The sequence below is a fragment of the Chitinilyticum piscinae genome (assembly GCF_015223195.1).
Classification (GTDB): domain Bacteria; phylum Pseudomonadota; class Gammaproteobacteria; order Burkholderiales; family Chitinibacteraceae; genus Chitinilyticum; species Chitinilyticum piscinae.
Genome location: NZ_JADFUA010000015.1, coordinates 1 through 21,692, shown reverse-complemented (window position 1 = coordinate 21,692; position 21,692 = coordinate 1). Strand labels below are relative to the sequence as shown.

At 59.9% G+C, this 21,692-nt stretch carries 21 protein-coding genes and 4 pseudogenes; 13 read left to right on the top strand and 12 right to left on the bottom strand.

Going from position 1 to position 21,692, the window contains the following annotated elements:
* Position 1 precedes the first annotated feature (1 nt).
* Positions 2–559: a recombinase family protein gene (locus INR99_RS16370; protein WP_001162012.1), complete on the bottom strand. Its 558-nt coding sequence runs from the start codon at positions 557–559 to the stop codon at positions 2–4.
* Between the two features lie 267 nt (positions 560–826).
* Here INR99_RS16370 and INR99_RS16365 point away from each other — a divergent pair, with 267 nt between their 5' ends.
* The 6 genes and pseudogenes from INR99_RS16365 to INR99_RS16340 all read left to right on the top strand — a co-directional run bounded on the left by INR99_RS16365 (position 827) and on the right by INR99_RS16340 (position 6,496).
* Positions 827–1,435 carry a TetR/AcrR family transcriptional regulator gene (locus INR99_RS16365; RefSeq protein ID WP_054257778.1) on the top strand — a complete coding sequence of 203 codons (609 nt, stop codon included), beginning with the start codon at positions 827–829 and terminating at the stop codon, positions 1,433–1,435.
* Positions 1,432–2,583: an efflux RND transporter periplasmic adaptor subunit gene (locus tag INR99_RS16360; RefSeq protein WP_054257779.1), complete on the top strand. Its 1,152-nt coding sequence runs from the start codon at positions 1,432–1,434 to the stop codon at positions 2,581–2,583. Before INR99_RS16365 ends, INR99_RS16360 begins: the two co-directional genes overlap by 4 nt.
* A complete protein-coding gene (locus tag INR99_RS16355) occupies positions 2,580–3,782 on the top strand; it encodes an ABC transporter permease (protein ID WP_054257780.1) in 1,203 nt (400 codons plus the stop codon). The genes INR99_RS16360 and INR99_RS16355 overlap by 4 nt, the downstream gene beginning before the upstream one ends.
* A 2-nt stretch (positions 3,783–3,784) precedes the next feature.
* A complete protein-coding gene (locus INR99_RS16350) occupies positions 3,785–4,495 on the top strand; it encodes an ABC transporter ATP-binding protein (protein WP_054257781.1) in 711 nt (236 codons plus the stop codon).
* Positions 4,492–4,998 carry a cytochrome c gene (locus INR99_RS16345; protein ID WP_228098387.1) on the top strand — a complete coding sequence of 169 codons (507 nt, stop codon included), beginning with the start codon at positions 4,492–4,494 and terminating at the stop codon, positions 4,996–4,998. Before INR99_RS16350 ends, INR99_RS16345 begins: the two co-directional genes overlap by 4 nt.
* A pseudogene (locus INR99_RS16340) lies at positions 4,985–6,496 on the top strand (efflux transporter outer membrane subunit). The gene INR99_RS16345 and the pseudogene INR99_RS16340 overlap by 14 nt, the downstream one beginning before the upstream one ends.
* On the opposite strand, the gene INR99_RS16335 reads toward INR99_RS16340, so the two are convergent.
* The 5 genes and pseudogenes from INR99_RS16335 to intI1 all read right to left on the bottom strand — a co-directional run.
* A complete protein-coding gene (locus INR99_RS16335; RefSeq protein WP_194117431.1) occupies positions 6,483–7,097 on the bottom strand; it encodes a recombinase family protein in 615 nt (204 codons plus the stop codon). The pseudogene INR99_RS16340 and the gene INR99_RS16335 overlap by 14 nt on opposite strands.
* A 60-nt stretch (positions 7,098–7,157) precedes the next feature.
* Positions 7,158–8,375, bottom strand: a complete 1,218-nt coding sequence (locus tag INR99_RS16330) for a TniQ family protein (RefSeq protein WP_194117430.1) — start codon at positions 8,373–8,375, stop codon at positions 7,158–7,160.
* Positions 8,372–9,280, bottom strand: a complete 909-nt coding sequence (locus INR99_RS16325) for a TniB family NTP-binding protein (RefSeq protein ID WP_013741668.1) — start codon at positions 9,278–9,280, stop codon at positions 8,372–8,374. Before INR99_RS16325 ends, INR99_RS16330 begins: the two co-directional genes overlap by 4 nt.
* Before the next feature lie 2 nt (positions 9,281–9,282).
* Positions 9,283–10,965: a TnsB C-terminal domain-containing protein gene (locus INR99_RS16320; RefSeq protein ID WP_011494284.1), complete on the bottom strand. Its 1,683-nt coding sequence runs from the start codon at positions 10,963–10,965 to the stop codon at positions 9,283–9,285.
* A 141-nt stretch (positions 10,966–11,106) separates the two neighbouring features.
* Positions 11,107–11,937, bottom strand: a pseudogene (gene intI1, locus INR99_RS16315) (class 1 integron integrase IntI1); the annotation flags it as partial.
* Positions 11,938–12,038: 101 nt separating this feature from the next.
* On the opposite strand from intI1, the gene sul1 reads away from it, so the two are divergent.
* Positions 12,039–12,890, top strand: a complete 852-nt coding sequence (sul1, locus tag INR99_RS16310) for a sulfonamide-resistant dihydropteroate synthase Sul1 (protein ID WP_031966051.1) — start codon at positions 12,039–12,041, stop codon at positions 12,888–12,890.
* A gap of 396 nt (positions 12,891–13,286) precedes the next feature.
* On the opposite strand, the gene tetR(A) is transcribed toward sul1, so the two are convergent.
* The gene (tetR(A), locus tag INR99_RS16300; RefSeq protein WP_000164043.1) at positions 13,287–13,937 is read right to left on the bottom strand and encodes a tetracycline resistance transcriptional repressor TetR(A); all 651 of its coding nucleotides are present in this window, start codon (positions 13,935–13,937) and stop codon (positions 13,287–13,289) included.
* A gap of 105 nt (positions 13,938–14,042) precedes the next feature.
* On the opposite strand from tetR(A), the gene tet(A) reads away from it, so the two are divergent.
* Positions 14,043–15,242 (top strand): tetracycline efflux MFS transporter Tet(A), encoded by a 1,200-nt coding sequence (tet(A), locus tag INR99_RS16295; RefSeq protein WP_000804064.1) that lies wholly within the window; start codon positions 14,043–14,045, stop codon positions 15,240–15,242.
* Here tet(A) and INR99_RS16290 read toward each other — a convergent pair.
* The 4 genes and pseudogenes from INR99_RS16290 to INR99_RS16280 all read right to left on the bottom strand — a co-directional run bounded on the left by INR99_RS16290 (position 15,173) and on the right by INR99_RS16280 (position 17,950).
* Positions 15,173–15,640 carry a GNAT family N-acetyltransferase gene (locus INR99_RS16290; RefSeq protein ID WP_223155915.1) on the bottom strand — a complete coding sequence of 156 codons (468 nt, stop codon included), beginning with the start codon at positions 15,638–15,640 and terminating at the stop codon, positions 15,173–15,175. The genes tet(A) and INR99_RS16290 overlap by 70 nt on opposite strands.
* Positions 15,641–15,712: 72 nt before the next feature.
* Positions 15,713–15,785 (bottom strand): annotated as a pseudogene (locus INR99_RS17580) (TetR family transcriptional regulator); the annotation flags it as partial.
* Between the two features lie 19 nt (positions 15,786–15,804).
* Positions 15,805–16,857 carry a plasmid replication initiator TrfA gene (gene trfA / locus INR99_RS16285; protein ID WP_002013842.1) on the bottom strand — a complete coding sequence of 351 codons (1,053 nt, stop codon included), beginning with the start codon at positions 16,855–16,857 and terminating at the stop codon, positions 15,805–15,807.
* A gap of 136 nt (positions 16,858–16,993) precedes the next feature.
* Positions 16,994–17,950: a cation diffusion facilitator family transporter gene (locus tag INR99_RS16280; protein WP_194117462.1), complete on the bottom strand. Its 957-nt coding sequence runs from the start codon at positions 17,948–17,950 to the stop codon at positions 16,994–16,996.
* Positions 17,951–17,994: 44 nt separating this feature from the next.
* Between INR99_RS16280 and INR99_RS16275 the strand changes: the two genes are divergently transcribed.
* The 5 genes from INR99_RS16275 to INR99_RS16250 all read left to right on the top strand — a co-directional run bounded on the left by INR99_RS16275 (position 17,995) and on the right by INR99_RS16250 (position 21,129).
* Positions 17,995–18,759 (top strand): IS6-like element IS6100 family transposase, encoded by a 765-nt coding sequence (locus INR99_RS16275; protein WP_001389365.1) that lies wholly within the window; start codon positions 17,995–17,997, stop codon positions 18,757–18,759.
* Between the two features lie 353 nt (positions 18,760–19,112).
* Positions 19,113–19,391: a hypothetical protein gene (locus tag INR99_RS16265; RefSeq protein WP_011342941.1), complete on the top strand. Its 279-nt coding sequence runs from the start codon at positions 19,113–19,115 to the stop codon at positions 19,389–19,391.
* On the top strand, positions 19,388–19,672 hold the full coding sequence (locus INR99_RS16260; RefSeq protein ID WP_011342942.1) for a type II toxin-antitoxin system RelE/ParE family toxin: 285 nt from the start codon (positions 19,388–19,390) through the stop codon (positions 19,670–19,672). The genes INR99_RS16265 and INR99_RS16260 overlap by 4 nt, the downstream gene beginning before the upstream one ends.
* Positions 19,673–20,078: 406 nt before the next feature.
* Positions 20,079–20,639 (top strand): chlorite dismutase family protein, encoded by a 561-nt coding sequence (locus INR99_RS16255; protein ID WP_011514928.1) that lies wholly within the window; start codon positions 20,079–20,081, stop codon positions 20,637–20,639.
* 133 nt (positions 20,640–20,772) lie between these two features.
* Positions 20,773–21,129 (top strand): cupin domain-containing protein, encoded by a 357-nt coding sequence (locus INR99_RS16250; RefSeq protein ID WP_012435589.1) that lies wholly within the window; start codon positions 20,773–20,775, stop codon positions 21,127–21,129.
* Between the two features lie 422 nt (positions 21,130–21,551).
* On the opposite strand, the pseudogene INR99_RS16245 reads toward INR99_RS16250, so the two are convergent.
* A pseudogene (locus tag INR99_RS16245) lies at positions 21,552–21,692 on the bottom strand (transposase); the annotation flags it as partial.

The window sequence follows — 21,692 nt, the reverse complement described above, 5'->3', positions numbered from 1 at the left end:
GTCAGTCTTCCCGCAGGTACTGGTACAAGGTTTCGCGGCTGATGCCGAAGTCACGGGCCACCAAGGTTTTTTGGTCGCCTGCCGCAACTCGCCGTTTCAACTCGGCAATTTGTTCGCTGTTCAGCGATTTCTTTCGTCCCCGGTAGGCACCGCGCTGCTTGGCCAGCACGATTCCCTCGCGCTGACGTTCGCGGATCAGGGCGCGCTCGAACTCAGCGAAGGCTCCCATGACCGACAGCATCAGATTGGCCATCGGTGAGTCCTCGCCGGTGAACTTCAGCCCTTCTTTGACGAACTCCATGCGCACGCCCCGTTGTGTCAGCCCTTGGACGATGCGGCGCAGGTCATCAAGGTTGCGTGCCAGCCTGTCCATGCTATGCACCACCACGGTGTCGCCCTCGCGGACGAAGGCCAGCAGCCTTTCCAGCTCGGGACGCTGGGTGTCCTTGCCAGAAGCCTTGTCGGTGAACACCCGCGCCACCTGAACACCCTCCAATTGCCGTTCCGGGTTCTGGTCGAAGCTGCTGACGCGGACATAGCCGATGCGTTGACCTTGCAAGATGCCTCCAAAGGCAAAAGTGTCAGTGTCATTTTCAGAAGACGACCGCACCAAACATCAGAAGTCGATTGCACTGTGCCGGTGAAAGAAAAAAACTGACTAAATTCAGTACGCGCTAAACCTGCCTGTAGGGGCCAACCGACAAGCTGGGTACCTTGGCTCGGGGTCGAACTTGGCGTTGAGTTCATTGGGCGCTGTCAGATAGGGTCTTACTCTCATCACACAACCTGCTAAGATAGTAATAGATTACTTTCTTTTGGATTGGCGATGAGCGAACACCCTAAGCACCTTCCGGCTGATGAACGGAGAGCGGCCACCGTAGAGGCGGTGATCAATCTGGCGGCTGAGCAGAATCCCAGCGACATCACCACCACGGCGATCGCGCAGCGCATGGGCCTGACCCAAGGCGCGCTGTTCCGGCACTTCCCCACCAAGGATGCCATTCTCGAAGCAGTGATGACATGGGTGGCGGAACGTCTTCTTTCCCGAGTAGACAGGGCGGCACAGAACGTGACTTCTCCTCTTGCCGCGCTGGAAGCGGTCTTCATGGCTCATATCGACTTCGTTTCCGAGCATCCGGGTGTGCCACGGATGCTCTTCGGAGAATTGCAGCGGCCCGGAGAAACACTCCCTAAAAGGATGGTTCAGACCTTAATTCAACGGTACGGAGAACGCTTGCGCCATCTACTGGAGCGGGGCAAGGCGATAGGCGAGCTTGATGCCAACCTCGATATCGAGGCTGCCTCGGTATCGTTCATCGGCTCCATCCAGGGCTTGGTGATGCAGTCACTCATCGCGGGTGACGCCGCTCGCATCCGTCGCGATGCCTCTGGTGTTTTTGCAATCTATCGTCGTGGCATTGGGAGTGAGTCATGAAATTTCCACCCTTACAACGCCGCACACTGGCACTTGTCGTAATCATCATTCCGCTTCTACTACTTTTCATCTATGTTGCTTTGCGTTCAGGGCCATTGGCTCCTATTGCAGCTACTGTCAGCACGGTAGAGTCCCGCTCCGTTGCCCCAGCATTAGCTGGTATAGGGACAGTACAAGCGCGCTTTACTTACAAAATCGGCCCCACCGTTGCCGGGCGCGTCAAGCGGTTGGATGTGCATGTCGGCGATATCGTTAAGGCAGGGCAAGTGCTCGGTGAAATGGATGCGGTGGACCTGGACGATCGCGTTAGCGCTCAGCAGGCTGCAATCAAGAGTTCCGAAGCTGCACTTCGACAGGCTGCGGCCAAAGAAACTTTCGCGCAGACACAGGCCACACGCTATGAGCAGCTTTTATCGGTGCGTGGCACCAGCGAAGAAACGGTAGTCACCAAACGGCAAGAACTGGCTGTGGCGAGCGCGGCATTGGTCGCCTCGCGAGAAGATATCGCGCGTCTGCGCGCAGAGTTGGAAGCGCTCCGCGCTCAACGCGGAAACTTGCGGTTGGTGGCACCGGTTGCCGGACTGGTCGCAGCACGCGATGCAGACCCTGGCACCACGGTGGTGGCGGGGCAAGCGGTAATCGAAGTAATTGACACCGCAAGCCTGTGGGTTGATACACGCTTTGATCAAATCAGTGCCGAGGGACTGGCTATAGGGCTTCCAGCCAAGATTGTTCTGAGATCACGGCGATCTCAGGCAGTGGCGGGACACGTATTGCGAATCGAGCCTCGTGCCGATGCCGTGACTGAGGAAACCCTGGCAAAAATCGTTTTCAACGCGCCTCCAGTACCTCTTCCACCATTGGGTGAGTTGGCGGAGGTGACTGTGCAACTGGGCGAATTGCCTGCCGCGCCGACCATCTCCAATGCCGCAATTCGGACAGTCGATGGAAAACGCGGTGTATGGAAGCTGGTTGAAGGAGGTTTGACTTTCACTCCGGTCGTGCTGGGCCGCTCCAGTCTTGATGGCCTGGTTCAGGTGCTCGAGGGCTTGAGCGTTGGCGACCAGATCGTGCTCTACAGCGAAAAGACACTCAGCGCCAAGAGTCGGATTAACATCGTCGATCGTCTGCCAGGAGTCTCACCGTGATAAGCCTGGCCGGACGTGACATCCTTCATGCCTGGGGGAAATTCATCTTTACGGGCATCGGCCTGGGCCTGTTGATTGGCGTCACGCTGACCATGGCGGGTGTGTATCGCGGCATGGTCGATGACGGTAAGGTGTTGCTGGACAACAGTGGTGCCAACTTGTGGGTGGTACAGAAAGATACCCTGGGCCCTTATGCCGAGTCTTCCAGCATCCCTGATGACCTGTGGCGCAGCATCCGCACCCTGCCGGGCGTCGCAGAGGCCGCCAATGTGACCTACCTGACCATGCAGGTCGGAAGAGGTGAAAAGGATGTGCGCGCCATGGTCGTGGGCATTGCGGCAGGCGAACCGGGAACATCGGGTTGGCCACCTCAATTGGTCGCGGGGCGCCAGATTACACGTGGCCACTATGAGGCGGTCGCGGACATCGCCACCGGGTTTCGGCTGGGCGATGAGGTGAAAATTCGCCGCAACCATTACACAGTAGTTGGCCTGACCCGCCGCATGGTGTCCTCCAGTGGCGACCCAATGGTGTTCATCCCACTCAAGGATGCGCAAGAAGCGCAATTCCTCAAAGACAACGACGCCATTCTGATGCAGCGTCGCCGCACCGAAGCCAATCCGGCCTTTAACCGCCCCGGCGTGCCTGGTCTGCTCGATGCTGTGATTGCCTCACAAACCAGTAACAACTCGGTAAATGCGGTGCTGGTGCGTATCCAATCTGAATACTCCCCGCAGGAAGTGGCTGAACCGATACGGCGCTGGAAACGGCTCACGGTTTATGACCGCGCGCAGATGGAAGAGATTTTAGTGGGAAAACTCATTGCCACATCCGCCAAGCAAATCGCCATGTTCCTGGTGATTCTGGCTGTGGTCAGCGCCGCCATCGTGGCGTTCATCATCTACACCCTGACGATGGACAAAATTCGCGAAATCGCAGTGCTCAAGCTCATCGGCACACGCAACCGCACGATTTCGGGAATGATCTTGCAGCAGGCGTTGGTACTTGGGGTCATCGGTTTTGTCGTTGGCAAGATCACGGCTACCTTCGCTGCACCCTTGTTTCCCAAATACGTATTGCTGATGCCCATTGATTCAATCTTGGGTTTCTTCGCGGTGATGGTTATTTGTGTGCTGGCCAGCGTTGTCGCCATCCGTATGGCGCTGAAGGTCGATCCGGCCGAAGCGATTGGAGGCTGAACATGACGGCAAAAGGCATTCACATCGAAGGCTTGAGCAAGCGTTACGGAGAGGGAGACACTGCGGTTCTCGCCTTGAAGAACGTGAACATGCAGGTTGCGCCGGGCGAGGTGGTTGGTCTGATCGGCCCATCCGGTTCCGGCAAGAGCACGTTGCTCAAGTGCCTGGGAGCCGTGATTGACCCCACCGCCGGTCGCATGGTGCTGGGAAACGAGGTGATTTTCGACGATGAATGGAAAGTGCGCGACCTGCGGGCTTTGCGCCGCGACAAGATCGGTTTCGTGTTTCAAGCGCCGTACCTGATCCCGTTTCTCGATGTCACCGATAACGTGGCGCTCTTGCCGATGCTCGCGGGTGTCGGCAATGACGATGCGCGAAAACGCGCGCTCGAACTGCTCACCGCGCTGGATGTGCAGCACCGCGCCAGGGCCATGCCGTCACAACTCTCAGGCGGAGAACAGCAACGCGTGGCTATTGCTCGCGGCTTGGTCAATCGACCACCAGTGATCCTGGCTGATGAACCAACAGCACCGCTGGATTCGGTGCGTGCGATGTCTGTCATCCGCATCCTCAACGACATGGCTCGGCGTTTTGAAACCGCCGTCATCGTCGTCACGCACGACGAAAAAATCATCCCGACGTTCAAGCGCATTTACCACATCCGCGATGGCGTCACTCACGAGGAAGCGGGTGAAGGGCGCAGTTTTGAATGACTGCACCACTCGTTATCGATGTCGCTGAGAAAAGAAGAGGTCTCATGAACAGCACTAAAAAACCGTTCCTGGTCATTGCCACCGTGCTTTTCACGGTGATGACCATATCAGTCAACCCTGCTGGCGCGCAGGCAGAATCCGCAAAGCCGATGGCGCTACGTGGTGTGATGGACAAATTAGGCCGCGACATGCAAGCCATTACAGGCGCAATTTCCAAGGAAGAGTGGGCGGTGGTTGCCGAGTTGGCGCCGAAGATTGCCAACCACGCAGAGCCTCCCGTCGCGGAAAAAATGCGCATTCTTGCTTGGCTCGGAACCGATGCTGGGAAGTTTCGCAGCCACGATGGGCAGACGCACGAATCTGCTACAGCTATGGGCGACGCAGCCAAGCGTGGTGATGGTCTAGCCGTTATCTCTGCTTTTTCGAAGGTGCAACAAAGCTGTCTCATTTGTCATCAGAGCTTCCGTAAGCCGTTCCTGGAGCATTTCTATGAAAACCGATGACCTGACTTGCACGGGCCAATGCACGAAACCCAGTCAAAGTCCAGCCAGAGCCCTGACATCTCTCGCACTTGTTGGTTTGTTGGCTGGTTGTGCGGTCGGGCCTGACTTCAAACGCCCCGAAGCGCCGACTACATCCAAATACACCGTTGCCACCATGCCAGCGCAAACCGCCTTGTCCACAATCCCCTTGGGGGAAGTGCAAACCCTCCGGGTCGGTCGGGAGGTCAGTTCGGAATGGTGGCACAGCCTGGGGTCATACAGACTCGATGCACTGATTGCATTGGCTTTACAAAACAGTCCCACGTTAGCCTCCGCAAAATCGACACTGCGGCAGGCGCAGGAGCTTCATGCTGCGCAAGCGGGATCAACGCGCTACCCCCAAGTCGATGCGAGTATCGGTGCGCAACGCCAACGCATGAGCTCCAGCGGTCTCGGATTGGCCGGCGAGGCACGTGAGTTCAGTCTTTACAACACCAGTGTTGGCGTAAATTACCGCCTCGACTTGGCCGGAGGGAATCGTCGTGCGCTGGAAGCGCTGGCCGCTCGTGTGGACTACCGGAGCCATGAACTGGCGGGCGCGCAACTGACCCTTGCGGCAAATATCACCACCACCGCCATTGTCCGAGCAAAACTCGCGGGTCAGCTTGCGGCCACCAAAGCGATGGTCGAAGCACAGGACGAGCAGATCAATGTCACCCGCGAGCGGGTGCGTTTTGGTCAAGCAGCACCGGACGAACTGCTTGCACAGCAAACGCAGACCGAACAGACTCGTTCTGGACTACCCCTGTTGCTCAAGCAACTGCAACAAAGTGAGCATCTTCTGGCTACGCTTTCCGGCCAGGCCCCTGGTGACGCGAAGGTGCCGGATTTCACTTTGGCCGAGTTCAAACTGCCCACCGAATTGCCTCTTGTGATGCCTTCTGATCTGGTGCGCAGACGGCCTGATATTCAGGCGGCAGAAGCATTGCTTCACGCGGCGAATGCCGAATATGGGGTGGCGATCGCCAAGCTGTATCCACAAATCAACCTCAGTGCAAACCTTGGCTCACAAGCACTCACAACCGGGGCTCTTTTTGGCGGCAACTCTGCTGTTTGGAGTGTGCTGGGGCAGTTGACCTAGCCACTATTCAATCCGGGACTACCCGCAGAAAAACGGGCATCGCTGGCGGCATTGGATGCCGCAGCGGAAAATTATCAGGGCGTTGTGCTCGACGCTCTGCGCAACGTGGCGGACACATTGAGCGCACTGGAGCACGATGCACAGGCATTGAGTTCACTCGCGTTTGCAGACTCAACTGCACAGTCTTCCCTTGAATCCACGGGGCGTCAGTATGCGCTTGGCGCAGCCAGCTACACGCAATTGCTGATTGCAAGGCAGCAGGCTCAACAAAATAGCATTGCCTTGGTCGCAGCGCAGGCGCAACGACTTGCCGATAGTGCCGCTCTATTTCAGGCGATGGGTGGTGGTTATGATGGAATGAAGGTCAAGCCTTACTGAGCAACTTCGTTCCGTCGGAACGCAACTGACCGGAGGGTGAAATATGCCGATACAAGGTCTGCCGGGTAATCCCGAGTTCCTGGCACAAATCGCTGACCTTGGTTTCCGGTTGCCCCATAGCCGCCATGGCCAAGCGCAGCTTGGCCGCCGTCATCTTGAACGGCCGCCCGCCTTTCCGTCCGCGTGCCCGTGCCGACGCTAAACCGGCAACTGTGCGTTCGGCGATCAGCTCGCGCTCGAACTCGGCCAGCGCAGCGAAAATGCCAAAGACCAGTTTGCCGGCGGCGGTCGTGGTGTCGATGGCCGCGCCGTGGCCGGTCAGCACCTTGAGGCCGATGCCATGTCCAGTCAGGTCATGTACGGTGTTGATCAGATGCCGCAGGTCGCGGCCGAGCCGATCCAGCTTCCACACCACCAGCGTATCGCCATCGCGTAGCGCTTTCAGACAGCTTGCCAAACCGGGCCGATCCTCGCGCTTCCCGGACGCTTGATCCTCGTAGAGATGTGCCGGATCGACGCCGGCAGCAATCAGCGCGTCGCGCTGCAAATCGGTCGCTTGAGAGCCGTCCGCTTTCGATACCCGCATGTAGCCGATCAACATTTTGCACCTGTCACATATACGTTCGATTATGTGACAGTTTGCATCGGGAAGCTCTGCACGTCAAAATTTGTCACTTAACCCGTCATTCTGTCTAAGGCATGCAAAGGGTAGGCTAGGCTCATAATGTGACAGAAATTCCGGGGGGATGCCTTCCTTCGCGAAGGTGGCGCGCAACTGTTCCAAGGAAGCGGGGTCGCGCCGACCATAGGAAGCCAACGCGAACAGCGAGCGTGCCGTCTCGGGGTTGTGTCGTGCTTCAATGATGGCCTCATCAATGGCCTGGATTGCACGCTGCCAGTGATCGACGGGTTCGGGCTTCGGCGCTTTCGCCGGCAGGCCACTGGTGAACCCGGTTTGGGGCTCGGACCAGAATAGCTTTGCGTGCTCGCCTAGCGGGCTTATATCCCTCACCTCAATCAAGCTGATTGCCGTTGCCGCCGCCTCCAGCATCTGCAACCGTACTGCCGGGTTCAGGGTTTCATACGGTCGCCACAGACTTTGCCCAGCACGCAGCGGATGCCCGCAGCATTCCCAGATTTGGCGGAGATACCCCGCGTAGGTGCCGCACGTCGAAAGCGGGGTGTTCAGCTCATCGAGCAGCGTGCGTAGCAGCCTAAACCACAATCCGGCGTGGATGCGTCGGCGCGGCAACTCCACGTGGCCGGTCGTCAGTGCCTGCCAGGTACGCTGGTCCATCGCCGCAATCGCGTCGCTGGCAGTGCGCGGTTCGGCGTCGGCGTTCTCCCAGCCGAGAAACCGCCCTGGCACGCCCCAATAGGATTCCAGCCAGCAGCCATGCAGTGGGCAGCTCAGCATCAGGGGCAGCTTCCACGCGAGCAGTACGGCTTGGTTCTCCGGATCGTTCAGGCAGAGCGGACAGGCGCGGTGTATCGGTTGGGTGGGCAGCCAGGCACGCCAGCTCGTGATGGATCGCGTCTTACGGCGGAGTCTCGGCAGCAGTACCGAGAGCTGGAACGCATAGGTTTCCAATGCGGCTGGAATCTGATCATCAAGGCTGTCCAGTAGCCAAGGCACCCAGCCGGCGAAACTCATGCAGCGCAGCCGATCCAGCTCGATACCGCTCCGCTGGGAGAGCATCGCCAGCAGCGCCAGTGGTGGCGCGGTGTCCAGGTCATCAACCTGGCCGTGACCAAGATCGTGCTCCAGCAGCTCGGACACTTCCATGTGATAGCAAAGGGCCACGCGGTTGAGCCACGAAGACAGGGCTTCGGCTTCCCTGGGTGCCGGATGCAGTGGCCAGCGTGGCGCTGGCTTCACATCAGTTCCCGCTCGAATTGCCGCCGCCGCTCGCTGGGACCGGTGTAATCGGCCATGCTGAGCGTGCGGTGGTTGATCGCTTCCTCACCACTCTCCACGGCGGCCACGGCCGCCGCCATCAAAAGGTGCGCCAGCTCGCCAATAGTGCCCTCGCTGCGCGTGAGCAGGTAGCGAGCCATGTCCAGCGTGGCAATCGACGAAGGTCGCCGCAGCGGGAGCGAAGCCGCGAAGCTGGCCAGCAGTGAACAGCAATCGTCGTTGGCCTCCCACACCGGCAGCATCATCGGCTCGAAGCGATTTTCCAACTGGTCATCCGAGCGGATGGCCAGGTAGGCGTCGCGTGTGCCCACACCGACCAGCGGGATGCGCAATTCGTTGCCGAGGAAGCGCAGCAGGTTGAGGAATTCCCGGCGGTTGACGCTGTTGCCGGCCAGGACGTTGTGCAGCTCGTCGATCACCAGCAAACGCACACCGAGCTTGCGCAGCAGTGTCAGCGCCAGTTGCTCTATTTCCGGCAGCCGTGGGCGCGGTCGCAATGGTGCTCCCATCGCCGCGAGCAGCGCGACGTAGAAGCGGATCACCGATGGCTCGGACGGCATCTGCACGACCAATACCGGGATGTGCTCCTGGTCGGCGTCGGAGCTGGCCGGGTGGGCGCGGCGGAACTTCTCGACGATCATCGACTTGCCGTTGTTGGTTGGACCGACCAACAGCAGGTTGGGCATGCGTTGTTTGTTTGGCCACGTATACAGGGCTTCCAGCCGGTTCAACGCCTCGACTGCTCGCGGATAGCCGATCCAGCGGTCGGCGCGAAGGCGATGGATGCGCTCGTCCGCCGGGAGACGGGCCAAGCCCTGGGCCGCCGGCAGCAGGTGGGACAGGTCGATGATGGGATATTCGTCCACGGCTACCACTCCTCAATCTGGTCGAACGGTTTGGCAGGTGGCTGGTTGTCCGCCTGCGGGTCTGCCATGTCCGTGTCCGCTGGTGGCGTGGTTTTGACAGGTTGTTCCGTTGACTTGAGATGCTGGCGTCGATCCGCGTCGCGCCGCGCCTTGCGCGTGGCTTTCTGCGCAGTGGTCACGATTTCGCGCATCTGCCCGATCATGCGGAACAGCGCCGACTCATCCACCTGTTCGCGCCCTTGCTGCCGCAATTTCGCCAGCGCCTGCCGTTGTTCCCAGAGGGTGACAGCCGGGTGCGACAAGGTACGGTATGGAATTTCCAGATAGTGCTGCCCCTCCGGCTCCAGCACCCAAATGCGGCTGATGTCGCGTGGGTCGCGCCGGATCAGGAACGCAGGCAGGCGGTCGCGCCGAGCTATCCACGGCTTGAGCGCATCGGCGTAGTAGTGGATGTGGTCGATGACGAAGCCAGTGCGGGTCAGGGTGCGGCGGAGGACGGGCAGGAAATCGACCAGAAAAGCCGTGGTGCGAGTGATGACGGTTGGAACGCCGGTACGCGCGACAGCTTCGGCCCAGCGTGCGGCCGGCGGTTGGAGCAGGCCGTTGTGCACGGAGCCGTGATAGGTGCCAACCGCCAATGCGAGCCAGCGTTCCAGCTCGCGCAGTGTCAGGGCGGCCATCTTCTCGGAGGCGTATTCCCCGCGCTGGTCAGGGTTGGAGAAGGTCGTCCCCGGCAATTCGTCGTGGATCATTTGCATCGCCGTGCCGATGATCCGTTCCACGATGCCGCCATAGTGCGGCTGCCCGAGAGGCCGATAGTCCAACCGGATGCCATGCTGCTCGCAGCCACGGCGTAGCGCCTCGCTCTTGAATTCGGCCGCGTTGTCCAGGTAGAGCAGCGCGGGCTTGCCGCTCATCGGCCAGTCCATTTCCACGTCCAACCTTTCCAACCAAGGGCGCTTGTCGCAACCGGCGTGTGCGAGGCACAGGCCGACCGAGACGGCAGATGGCGCTTCTAACGTGACCACCATGCCAACCACGCAGCGGGTGAACACGTCGATGGCGAGGGTCAGGTACGGACGGCCAATCGGTTGCCGGTCGCGCTCGTCCACCACGATCAGGTCGATGACTGTGTGGTCGATCTGTACCTGCTCCAGCGGTGCGGAGACTGGCGGAGGAACACCGCCAACACCTTGCAGGATGCGGGACGCATCCTGGCCTTCCCGAAGTCGAGTGGTCTTGAGTGGATCAAGGCTGGCGATCCGCAACGCGACCGTGTTGCGCGCCGGCATCCGCAGCTTTTGCAGCTTGCACACCCGCGCAACTTCACGGTGGAACGCCGCCAAGCTGCGCTTCTGCTTGGTCAGGAAGCGCTTTTGCAGTAGCTCGCGGATGATTCGTTCGACCGACTCCGGCAAGCGGCCTTTACCTTTGCCACCGCTCGACTGTCCAAGAGCCAAATCAGTGACCAGCCCCGAACCTTGCCGGGCACGGCGGATCAGGACGTAGACCTGCCGCCGGGACAGACCCAGCGCCTGGGCTGCTGCGTCGGCCGCTTCATGCCCGACCGTCTCCGACTGCGCCAACGGCCCAATGATCTCCGCGCGGCAGCGAGCACGCTCCCATGCCTGTTCTGACAGGGTGGCTACGCCGCGCTCGGCAATCGGTACGGTATCGGTCGCCATGCTCGCCTCGCTTTGGTGCACACGAGTATTGAGCATAGACGAGTTTCGTGCAGAGGAGTCCTGATATCGGGCTGTCAGGAGCCGTATGCACAGCAGGCTTCATGTCTCGTTGATTGGTGCAGTCGTCTTCTGAAAATGACAGTGCGGTGTGGCGGGCTTCGTGATGCCTGCTTGTTCTACGGCACGTTTGAAGGCGCGCTGAAAGGTCTGGTCATACATGTGATGGCGACGCACGACACCGCTCCGTGGATCGGTCGAATGCGTGTGCTGCGCAAAAACCCAGAACCACGGCCAGGAATGCCCGGCGCGCGGATACTTCCGCTCAAGGGCGTCGGGAAGCGCAACGCCGCTGCGGCCCTCGGCCTGGTCCTTCAGCCACCATGCCCGTGCACGCGACAGCTGCTCGCGCAGGCTGGGTGCCAAGCTCTCGGGTAACATCAAGGCCCGATCCTTGGAGCCCTTGCCCTCCCGCACGATGATCGTGCCGTGATCGAAATCCAGATCCTTGACCCGCAGTTGCAAACCCTCACTGATCCGCATGCCCGTTCCATACAGAAGCTGGGCGAACAAACGATGCTCGCCTTCCAGAAAACCGAGGATGCGAACCACTTCATCCGGGGTCAGCACCACCGGCAAGCGCCGCGACGGCCGAGGTCTTCCGATCTCCTGAAGCCAGGGCAGATCCGTGCACAGCACCTTGCCGTAGAAGAACAGCAAGGCCGCCAATGCCTGACGATGCGTGGAGACCGAAACCTTGCGCTCGTTCGCCAGCCAGGACAGAAATGCCTCGACTTCGCTGCTGCCCAAGGTTGCCGGGTGACGCACACCGTGGAAACGGATGAAGGCACGAACCCAGTGGACATAAGCCTGTTCGGTTCGTAAACTGTAATGCAAGTAGCGTATGCGCTCACGCAACTGGTCCAGAACCTTGACCGAACGCAGCGGTGGTAACGGCGCAGTGGCGGTTTTCATGGCTTGTTATGACTGTTTTTTTGTACAGTCTATGCCTCGGGCATCCAAGCAGCAAGCGCGTTACGCCGTGGGTCGATGTTTGATGTTATGGAGCAGCAACGATGTTACGCAGCAGGGTGACGGTGTTCGGCATTCTGAATCTCACCGAGGACTCCTTCTTCGATGAGAGCCGGCGGCTAGACCCCGCCGGCGCTGTCACCGCGGCGATCGAAATGCTGCGAGTCGGATCAGACGTCGTGGATGTCGGACCGGCCGCCAGCCATCCGGACGCGAGGCCTGTATCGCCGGCCGATGAGATCAGACGTATTGCGCCGCTCTTAGACGCCCTGTCCGATCAGATGCACCGTGTTTCAATCGACAGCTTCCAACCGGAAACCCAGCGCTATGCGCTCAAGCGCGGCGTGGGCTACCTGAACGATATCCAAGGATTTCCTGACCCTGCGCTCTATCCCGATATTGCTGAGGCGGACTGCAGGCTGGTGGTTATGCACTCAGCGCAGCGGGATGGCATCGCCACCCGCACCGGTCACCTTCGACCCGAAGACGCGCTCGACGAGATTGTGCGGTTCTTCGAGGCGCGGGTTTCCGCCTTGCGACGGAGCGGGGTCGCTGCCGACCGGCTCATCCTCGATCCGGGGATGGGATTTTTCTTGAGCCCCGCACCGGAAACATCGCTGCACGTGCTGTCGAACCTTCAAAAGCTGAAGTCGGCGTTGGGGCTTCCGCTATTGGTCTCGGTGTCGCGGAAATCCTTCTTGGGCGCCACCGTTGGCCTTCCTGTAAAGGATCTGGGTCCAGCGAGCCTTGCGGCGGAACTTCACGCGATCGGCAATGGCGCTGACTACGTCCGCACCCACGCGCCTGGAGATCTGCGAAGCGCAATCACCATCTCGGAAACCCTCGCGAAATTTCGCAGTCGCGACGCCAGAGACCGAGGGTTAGATCATGCCTAGCATTCACCTTCCGGCCGCCCGCTAGCGGACCCTGGTCAGGTTCCGCGAAGGTGGGCGCAGAGGCTCTGTTGCAAAGATTGGCGGCAGTCAGAGGTAGGCTGTCGCTCTGCGCAAGGCAGAACGTGAAGACGGCCGCCCTGGACCTCGCCCGCGAGCGCCAGGCGCACGAGGCCGGCGCGCGGACCCGCGCCACGGCCCACGAGCGGACGCCGCAGCAGGAGCGCCAGAAGGCCGCCAGAGAGGCCGAGCGCGGCCGTGAGGCTTGGACGCTAGGGCAGGGCATGAAAAAGCCCGTAGCGGGCTGCTACGGGCGTCTGACGCGGTGGAAAGGGGGAGGGGATGTTGTCTACATGGCTCTGCTGTAGTGAGTGGGTTGCGCTCCGGCAGCGGTCCTGATCAATCGTCACCCTTTCTCGGTCCTTCAACGTTCCTGACAACGAGCCTCCTTTTCGCCAATCCATCGACAATCACCGCGAGTCCCTGCTCGAACGCTGCGTCCGGACCGGCTTCGTCGAAGGCGTCTATCGCGGCCCGCAACAGCGGCGAGAGCGGAGCCTGTTCAACGGTGCCGCCGCGCTCGCCGGCATCGCTGTCGCCGGCCTGCTCCTCAAGCACGGCCCCAACAGTGAAGTAGCTGATTGTCATCAGCGCATTGACGGCGTCCCCGGCCGAAAAACCCGCCTCGCAGAGGAAGCGAAGCTGCGCGTCGGCCGTTTCCATCTGCGGTGCGCCCGGTCGCGTGCCGGCATGGATGCGCGCGCCATCGCGGTAGGCGAGCAGCGCCTGCCTGAAGCTGCGGGCATTCCCGATCAGAAATGAGCGCCAGTCGTCGTCGGCTCTCGGCACCGAATGCGTATGATTCTCCGCCAGCATGGCTTCGGCCAGTGCGTCGAGCAGCGCCCGCTTGTTCCTGAAGTGCCAGTAAAGCGCCGGCTGCTGAACCCCCAACCGTTCCGCCAGTTTGCGTGTCGTCAGACCGTCTACGCCGACCTCGTTCAACAGGTCCAGGGCGGCACGGATCACTGTATTCGGCTGCAACTTTGTCATGCTTGACACTTTATCACTGATAAACATAATATGTCCACCAACTTATCAGTGATAAAGAATCCGCGCGTTCAATCGGACCAGCGGAGGCTGGTCCGGAGGCCAGACGTGAAACCCAACAGACCCCTGATCGTAATTCTGAGCACTGTCGCGCTCGACGCTGTCGGCATCGGCCTGATTATGCCGGTGCTGCCGGGCCTCCTGCGCGATCTGGTTCACTCGAACGACGTCACCGCCCACTATGGCATTCTGCTGGCGCTGTATGCGTTGATGCAATTTGCCTGCGCACCTGTGCTGGGCGCGCTGTCGGATCGTTTCGGGCGGCGGCCGGTCTTGCTCGTCTCGCTGGCCGGCGCTGCTGTCGACTACGCCATCATGGCGACGGCGCCTTTCCTTTGGGTTCTCTATATCGGGCGGATCGTGGCCGGCATCACCGGGGCGACTGGGGCGGTAGCCGGCGCTTATATTGCCGATATCACTGATGGCGATGAGCGCGCGCGGCACTTCGGCTTCATGAGCGCCTGTTTCGGGTTCGGGATGGTCGCGGGACCTGTGCTCGGTGGGCTGATGGGCGGTTTCTCCCCCCACGCTCCGTTCTTCGCCGCGGCAGCCTTGAACGGCCTCAATTTCCTGACGGGCTGTTTCCTTTTGCCGGAGTCGCACAAAGGCGAACGCCGGCCGTTACGCCGGGAGGCTCTCAACCCGCTCGCTTCGTTCCGGTGGGCCCGGGGCATGACCGTCGTCGCCGCCCTGATGGCGGTCTTCTTCATCATGCAACTTGTCGGACAGGTGCCGGCCGCGCTTTGGGTCATTTTCGGCGAGGATCGCTTTCACTGGGACGCGACCACGATCGGCATTTCGCTTGCCGCATTTGGCATTCTGCATTCACTCGCCCAGGCAATGATCACCGGCCCTGTAGCCGCCCGGCTCGGCGAAAGGCGGGCACTCATGCTCGGAATGATTGCCGACGGCACAGGCTACATCCTGCTTGCCTTCGCGACACGGGGATGGATGGCGTTCCCGATCATGGTCCTGCTTGCTTCGGGTGGCATCGGAATGCCGGCGCTGCAAGCAATGTTGTCCAGGCAGGTGGATGAGGAACGTCAGGGGCAGCTGCAAGGCTCACTGGCGGCGCTCACCAGCCTGACCTCGATCGTCGGACCCCTCCTCTTCACGGCGATCTATGCGGCTTCTATAACAACGTGGAACGGGTGGGCATGGATTGCAGGCGCTGCCCTCTACTTGCTCTGCCTGCCGGCGCTGCGTCGCGGGCTTTGGAGCGGCGCAGGGCAACGAGCCGATCGCTGATAGAGGTTTATAGCGGCTTCGTTCCCTTCCGCAACCGTCAGCATGATCTGCTCCACATGCTCGCGGCCATAGTCTATCACCGCCCGCAGCAGCATACCGGCGACCCCTCGGCCTCGCTGTTCGGGCTCCACGAAAACGCCGGACAGATGCGCCTTGTGAGCGTCCTTGGGGCCGTCCTCCTGTTTGAAGACCGACAGCCCAATGATCTCGCCGTCGATGTAGGCGCCGAATGCCACGGCATCTCGCAACCGTTCAGCGAACGCCTCCATGGGCTTTTTCTCCTCGTGCTCGTAAACGGACCCGAACATCTCTGGAGCTTTCTTCAGGGCCGACAATCGGATCTCGCGGAAATCCTGCACGTCGGCCGCTCCAAGCCGTCGAATCTGAGCCTTAATCACAATTGTCAATTTTAATCCTCTGTTTATCGGCAGTTCGTAGAGCGCGCCGTGCGTCCCGAGCGATACTGAGCGAAGCAAGTGCGTCGAGCAGTGCCCGCTTGTTCCTGAAATGCCAGTAAAGCGCTGGCTGCTGAACCCCCAGCCGGAACTGACCCCACAAGGCCCTAGCGTTTGCAATGCACCAGGTCATCATTGACCCAGGCGTGTTCCACCAGGCCGCTGCCTCGCAACTCTTCGCAGGCTTCGCCGACCTGCTCGCGCCACTTCTTCACGCGGGTGGAATCCGATCCGCACATGAGGCGGAAGGTTTCCAGCTTGAGCGGGTACGGCTCCCGGTGCGAGCTGAAATAGTCGAACATCCGTCGGGCCGTCGGCGACAGCTTGCGGTACTTCTCCCATATGAATTTCGTGTAGTGGTCGCCAGCAAACAGCACGACGATTTCCTCGTCGATCAGGACCTGGCAACGGGACGTTTTCTTGCCACGGTCCAGGACGCGGAAGCGGTGCAGCAGCGACACCGATTCCAGGTGCCCAACGCGGTCGGACGTGAAGCCCATCGCCGTCGCCTGTAGGCGCGACAGGCATTCCTCGGCCTTCGTGTAATACCGGCCATTGATCGACCAGCCCAGGTCCTGGCAAAGCTCGTAGAACGTGAAGGTGATCGGCTCGCCGATAGGGGTGCGCTTCGCGTACTCCAACACCTGCTGCCACACCAGTTCGTCATCGTCGGCCCGCAGCTCGACGCCGGTGTAGGTGATCTTCACGTCCTTGTTGACGTGGAAAATGACCTTGTTTTGCAGCGCCTCGCGCGGGATTTTCTTGTTGCGCGTGGTGAACAGGGCAGAGCGGGCCGTGTCGTTTGGCATCGCTCGCATCGTGTCCGGCCACGGCGCAATATCGAACAAGGAAAGCTGCATTTCCTTGATCTGCTGCTTCGTGTGTTTCAGCAACGCGGCCTGCTTGGCCTCGCTGACCTGTTTTGCCAGGTCCTCGCCGGCGGTTTTTCGCTTCTTGGTCGTCATAGTTCCTCGCGTGTCGATGGTCATCGACTTCGCCAAACCTGCCGCCTCCTGTTCGAGACGACGCGAACGCTCCACGGCGGCCGATGGCGCGGGCAGGGCAGGGGGAGCCAGTTGCACGCTGTCGCGCTCGATCTTGGCCGTAGCTTGCTGGACCATCGAGCCGACGGACTGGAAGGTTTCGCGGGGCGCACGCATGACGGTGCGGCTTGCGATGGTTTCGGCATCCTCGGCGGAAAACCCCGCGTCGATCAGTTCTGGGGTCGTCTCAGAAAACGGAAAAAATCGTACGCTAAGACCGGTTTGGCTAGCCGGGTAGTAGGAGTCCCATTAGTCACGCCTGCCGGGCTGCGGCTTGGTCTGGTTGAGAACTCGGTTCTTTGTGGCGATGATCCACGAAGTTGCACCCATCGACGCTGTGCTCACAGGCAACAATCTCCAGTTGCAGCGTCGTATGGAAGATGCTGAATCGGTCAGCCAGCAACAACTTGAGGGTTTTGAGCAACTCGTCGGGCCCTATTTCCGGCGCATACACGATATGAGCGGTCATGCTGACCTTGCCGCTCGTGAGCGCCCATACGTGCAAGTCATGCAGCCCTGTCACGCCTGGCACGGCCTGAACAGATGCCATCAAGGCTCCCATGTCAATGCCGTCTGGGACTCCCTCCAGCAAGACATTCAGGCTTTCCTTGAGTAGCAGCCAAGTTCGTGGCAGCACCCAAAGCCCAATTGCCACGGCGACGACCGCATCTACCCACACCCAGCCGGTGAATCGGATGACCAGCGCAGCTCCGATCACGCCGATGGAGCCAAGCATGTCGCTCCAGACCTCCAGATAAGCGCCTTTGACGTTGAGGCTCTTGTCCTTGCCGCCCTGAAGCATACGCATGCTGATGAGGTTGACGATCAGACCCAGCACTGCTACCACCAGCATCCCGCTGGACTGAACCTGCGCTGGCTCGCGCAAACGCTGCCAGCCCTCATACAGGATGTAGCCAGCGACGCCGAAGAGCAACAGGGCGTTGAATGCGGCCGCAAGGATTTCGAAGCGGTAGTAGCCATAGGTGCGCTTGGCATCGGCTGGCCGTCTCGCCACCCGTACAGCCGCCAAGGCGATGGCCAGCGCCGCTGCATCCGTGAACATGTGCGCCGCATCTGAGAGCAGGGCCAGGCTGTTGAAAACAATGCCTGCGGCGACTTCGGCCAGCAGGAAGCTTCCGGTCAGCGCCAGGGCGATCCAGAGCGATTTTTCATTGCGCTCGCTGGGTAGGGCAGGCTCTGTTGCAAAAATCGTGAAGCTTGAGCATGCTTGGCGGAGATTGGACGGACGGAACGATGACGGATTTCAAGTGGCGCCATTTCCAGGGTGATGTGATCCTGTGGGCGGTGCGCTGGTATTGTCGCTATCCGATCAGCTATCGCGACCTTGAGGAAATGCTGGCGGAACGCGGCATTTCGGTCGACCATACGACGATCTATCGCTGGGTCCAGTGCTACGCCCCGGAGATGGAGAAGCGGCTGCGCTGGTTCTGGCGGCGTGGCTTTGATCCGAGCTGGCGCCTGGATGAAACCTACGTCAAGGTGCGGGGCAAGTGGACCTACCTGTACCGGGCAGTCGACAAGCGGGGCGACACGATCGATTTCTACCTGTCGCCGACCCGCAGCGCCAAGGCAGCGAAGCGGTTCCTGGGCAAGGCCCTGCGAGGCCTGAAGCACTGGGAAAAGCCTGCCACGCTCAATACCGACAAAGCGCCGAGCTATGGTGCAGCGATCACCGAATTGAAGCGCGAAGGAAAGCTGGACCGGGAGACGGCCCACCGGCAGGTGAAGTATCTCAATAACGTGATCGAGGCCGATCACGGAAAGCTCAAGATACTGATCAAGCCGGTGCGCGGTTTCAAATCGATCCCCACGGCCTATGCCACGATCAAGGGATTCGAAGTCATGCGAGCCCTGCGCAAAGGACAGGCTCGCCCCTGGTGCCTGCAGCCCGGCATCAGGGGCGAGGTGCGCCTTGTGGAGAGAGCTTTTGGCATTGGGCCCTCGGCGCTGACGGAGGCCATGGGCATGCTCAACCACCATTTCGCAGCAGCCGCCTGATCGGCGCAGAGCGACAGCCTACCTCTGACTGCCGCCAATCTTTGCAACAGAGCCTCCGTCGCCATGCTCACCTCGCTTTGGTGCACACGAGTATTGAGCATAGTCGAGATTGGTGCAGATCACTTCTGATATTGAACTGTCAGGAGCTGGCTGCACAACAGCCATTACGCCCAATCAACTGGTGCAGTCGTCTTCTGAAAATGACAAGAGGACCGTTGAAGGCCTGTCGAAAAACAAATGTTTTCCGACAGGCCTTGGCCTAGCGCACGCCCGCCTTGCAGCGTTCTGTGAATAGCGCTTAGTAATGACGGCGTATATACTTTGTTAGTATCAAGTGGCAGGAGGCCCCGATCATGTCAAAACAAGCCGTTTTCACGATGAAGCTGGAGCCTGAGTTGCGCGCCGAGTTTATGGCCGAAGCCGAGGCGGCCCATCGCCCGGCGTCGCAAGTGCTGCGCGAGCTGATGCGCGAGTTCGTTCAGCGCCAGCGCGAGTCGCGCGAGTACGACGAGTTCCTGCGCCGCAAGGTCGAAGCCGGCCGGGCTTCGATGCGCGCTGGATTGGGGCGGTCGAACGATGAAGTTGAGGCCGAATTCGCCGCACGGCGTGCCAGTGTGGCGAGCCAGGCGTGAGGGTTGTTTGGACGCCCGAAGCGCAGCAAGACCGTGCCGATGTGTGGGACTACATCGCAGCCGACAATCCGCGCGCGGCGGCCCGGATGGATGAGATTTTCAGCGACGCGGCCGCCCGCTTGATCCAGCACCCCATGCTGGGCAAGCCGGGAAAGATTCCCGGGACCCGCGAGTTGATCCCGCACGAAAGCTATCGCCTGGTGTATCAGATCGACGGCGAAACGGTGTGGATACTGACGCTGGTTCATACTGCCCGCCTGTGGCCGCCTGTGCGCGATTAAGATATGATCATGGCAACAATGAAACGGCGCGTTGACAGACTGCTTTCGAGCCAGACCGCGGTCGGCGGCAGGCGGCCAGTTGCGGACGGTCAAGCATCTTCCCGGTAGCGGACGTTCAATAGTGTCTCTGACCTGCTTCGCTCCCTCTATGAAGGGAGGTCGCTGGCCCATCCGCGCACTCACAGCCTGCCAGTAGGCGCAAATTGGCAGCGCTCCGTCCGGCAGCGCACAGACTGCGGCCGTACGTCCGCGTAGGTTCGCTTCAGCAGTTTCGATTCGAAAGTTCAATGTGATTGCTGCGGGCGGTCGTCGCAGTTGCGCGGAGGCGATGATGCACAAGCACGGGATCGGCAGATAGGTTCTTCGAAGCTGCAAGAGTTAAAACATTCACACATGAAAGATTGAAATGGATACACGATTATTTGCTTTCGTCGGCGCAGACATTGGCCCTTGGCGGATTGTCAGGGCCGAAACGAGAGTTGGCGAGCCCCTGCCTGAAGCCAAAAGGCTCAACGTCGTATCCGCTTCAGAGTTGCAGTCTGAAACCAATGCACCCTGGATACTTCGTGGAATAACCAGCAATGAACGATATGTCATGCGCGCAGAGAAGAATGAAATTGTAGCGAAGCAGCAAGGTCTGGCGCGCCCAGAAGCAACGTGCGGTGCGCTAATACCGATCCGGAAGAACGCAGCTTGGTGGGAGCTCACGCAAGACGAACGCCGGAGCGTTTTCGAACAGTCGAAGCACGTCCAAATCGGGCTTCAGTATTTGCCTGCAGTAGCGCGCAAGCTCCACCACTGCCGCGACCTCTCAGAGAATGAACCGTTCGATTTTCTGAATTGGTTCGAATACGCGCCAATTCATGAGGTTGAGTTCAACAGGCTGCTTTCCGAACTGCGTGCGTCAGAGGAATGGAAATACGTCGACCGAGAAGTCGATATTCGTCTTACGCAAGCACAGGTCTAACCCGCCGATGAACACGGACCCCCAACAGCGGCGCGTTGCGCCGCCGTTTCGGGCCGGTTATCGGCAACGTAGAACTCTCGGATACAGTTGTTCTGTAATAACTTCTCAAGCCAAATTGATTTTTGGAGTGGATATGGAAATGGAATCAAGAATATTTTCGGTAACAGAATATATTCGTCCGTCTGACGGCGAACCAATTCGTTCAGTGGTTCTGGAAACCAAGGACTCAGCAGTTGTTGTTTGGCATGCCCATCCTGGGCAAGAAATAACCGCTCATGTTCACCCGGACGGCCAAGATACTTGGACGGTTATCTCTGGAGAGGCTGAGTATTACCAAGGAGGCGGCAAAGTCGCTCATCTAAAGGCTGGAGATATTGCCATAGCAAAACCTGGCCAAGTGCATGGCGCTCTAAATACTAGTCCAGTGCCGTTTGTATTTGTCTCAGTGGTTGCATCTGGCAACGCGGGTTTTGCGTTGGCTGAAAAATAGTCTTTCTCAAATGTGTGCCCCAGAGAGTTCTAACCCATCCATCAACACGGACGCTGCGCGATGAAGCCGCGCCGCGCCGGCTAACTCCACGTTGAGCGTCAGCTTTCCATATGTCTGGGGGTCTGCAACGGGTCGGGTGCCGTCGCGTGCGCAGTGTCAAAGCTGACATGACTAATACATGAGATGGGCTGATGCTCGCCGTCCGGTCAGGCAGCTGCCCCCCTGCAGGACTCACAGCAGTTGTATGCCACCCGTCATCCGAGACGTCAGTCGGCCTCATCCAGACCGGAACAATCTGGACGTGACGTCCGGCTGGCATTGCCGTGATCGAAATGGCGGCTAGTGACACGACTGTTGGGTCTACCCCATCGACCGGGCGCGGGACAAGCCACGTTGATCGGCTGACGGAATTTTCGGCGGTTCCGGCTTAGAACCCCATCACGACCCACCGTTGAGACAAAGTAGCCTCTGGCCCAGAAATGTTGCCCGACGAAATTACGCTTGCGCTCCCCATACACCCGCGCAAGATGAATCGCACTCTTGCCCTTCATGTACCCGACTAC

Coding starts and splice junctions, on each gene's coding strand:
- INR99_RS16365 (WP_054257778.1), top strand. CDS start 827: ATGAGCGAACACCCTAAGCACCTTCCGGCTGATGAACGGAGAGCGGCC.
- INR99_RS16360 (WP_054257779.1), top strand. CDS start 1,432: ATGAAATTTCCACCCTTACAACGCCGCACACTGGCACTTGTCGTAATC.
- INR99_RS16350 (WP_054257781.1), top strand. CDS start 3,785: ATGACGGCAAAAGGCATTCACATCGAAGGCTTGAGCAAGCGTTACGGA.
- INR99_RS16345 (WP_228098387.1), top strand. CDS start 4,492: ATGACTGCACCACTCGTTATCGATGTCGCTGAGAAAAGAAGAGGTCTC.
- INR99_RS16335 (WP_194117431.1), bottom strand. CDS start 7,097: ATGTTGATCGGCTACATGCGGGTATCGAAAGCGGACGGCTCTCAAGCG.
- INR99_RS16320 (WP_011494284.1), bottom strand. CDS start 10,965: ATGGCGACCGATACCGTACCGATTGCCGAGCGCGGCGTAGCCACCCTG.
- sul1 (WP_031966051.1), top strand. CDS start 12,039: ATGTTACGCAGCAGGGTGACGGTGTTCGGCATTCTGAATCTCACCGAG.
- trfA (WP_002013842.1), bottom strand. CDS start 16,857: ATGCGTGCGCCCCGCGAAACCTTCCAGTCCGTCGGCTCGATGGTCCAG.
- INR99_RS16275 (WP_001389365.1), top strand. CDS start 17,995: ATGACGGATTTCAAGTGGCGCCATTTCCAGGGTGATGTGATCCTGTGG.
- INR99_RS16265 (WP_011342941.1), top strand. CDS start 19,113: ATGTCAAAACAAGCCGTTTTCACGATGAAGCTGGAGCCTGAGTTGCGC.
- INR99_RS16255 (WP_011514928.1), top strand. CDS start 20,079: ATGGATACACGATTATTTGCTTTCGTCGGCGCAGACATTGGCCCTTGG.
- INR99_RS16250 (WP_012435589.1), top strand. CDS start 20,773: ATGGAAATGGAATCAAGAATATTTTCGGTAACAGAATATATTCGTCCG.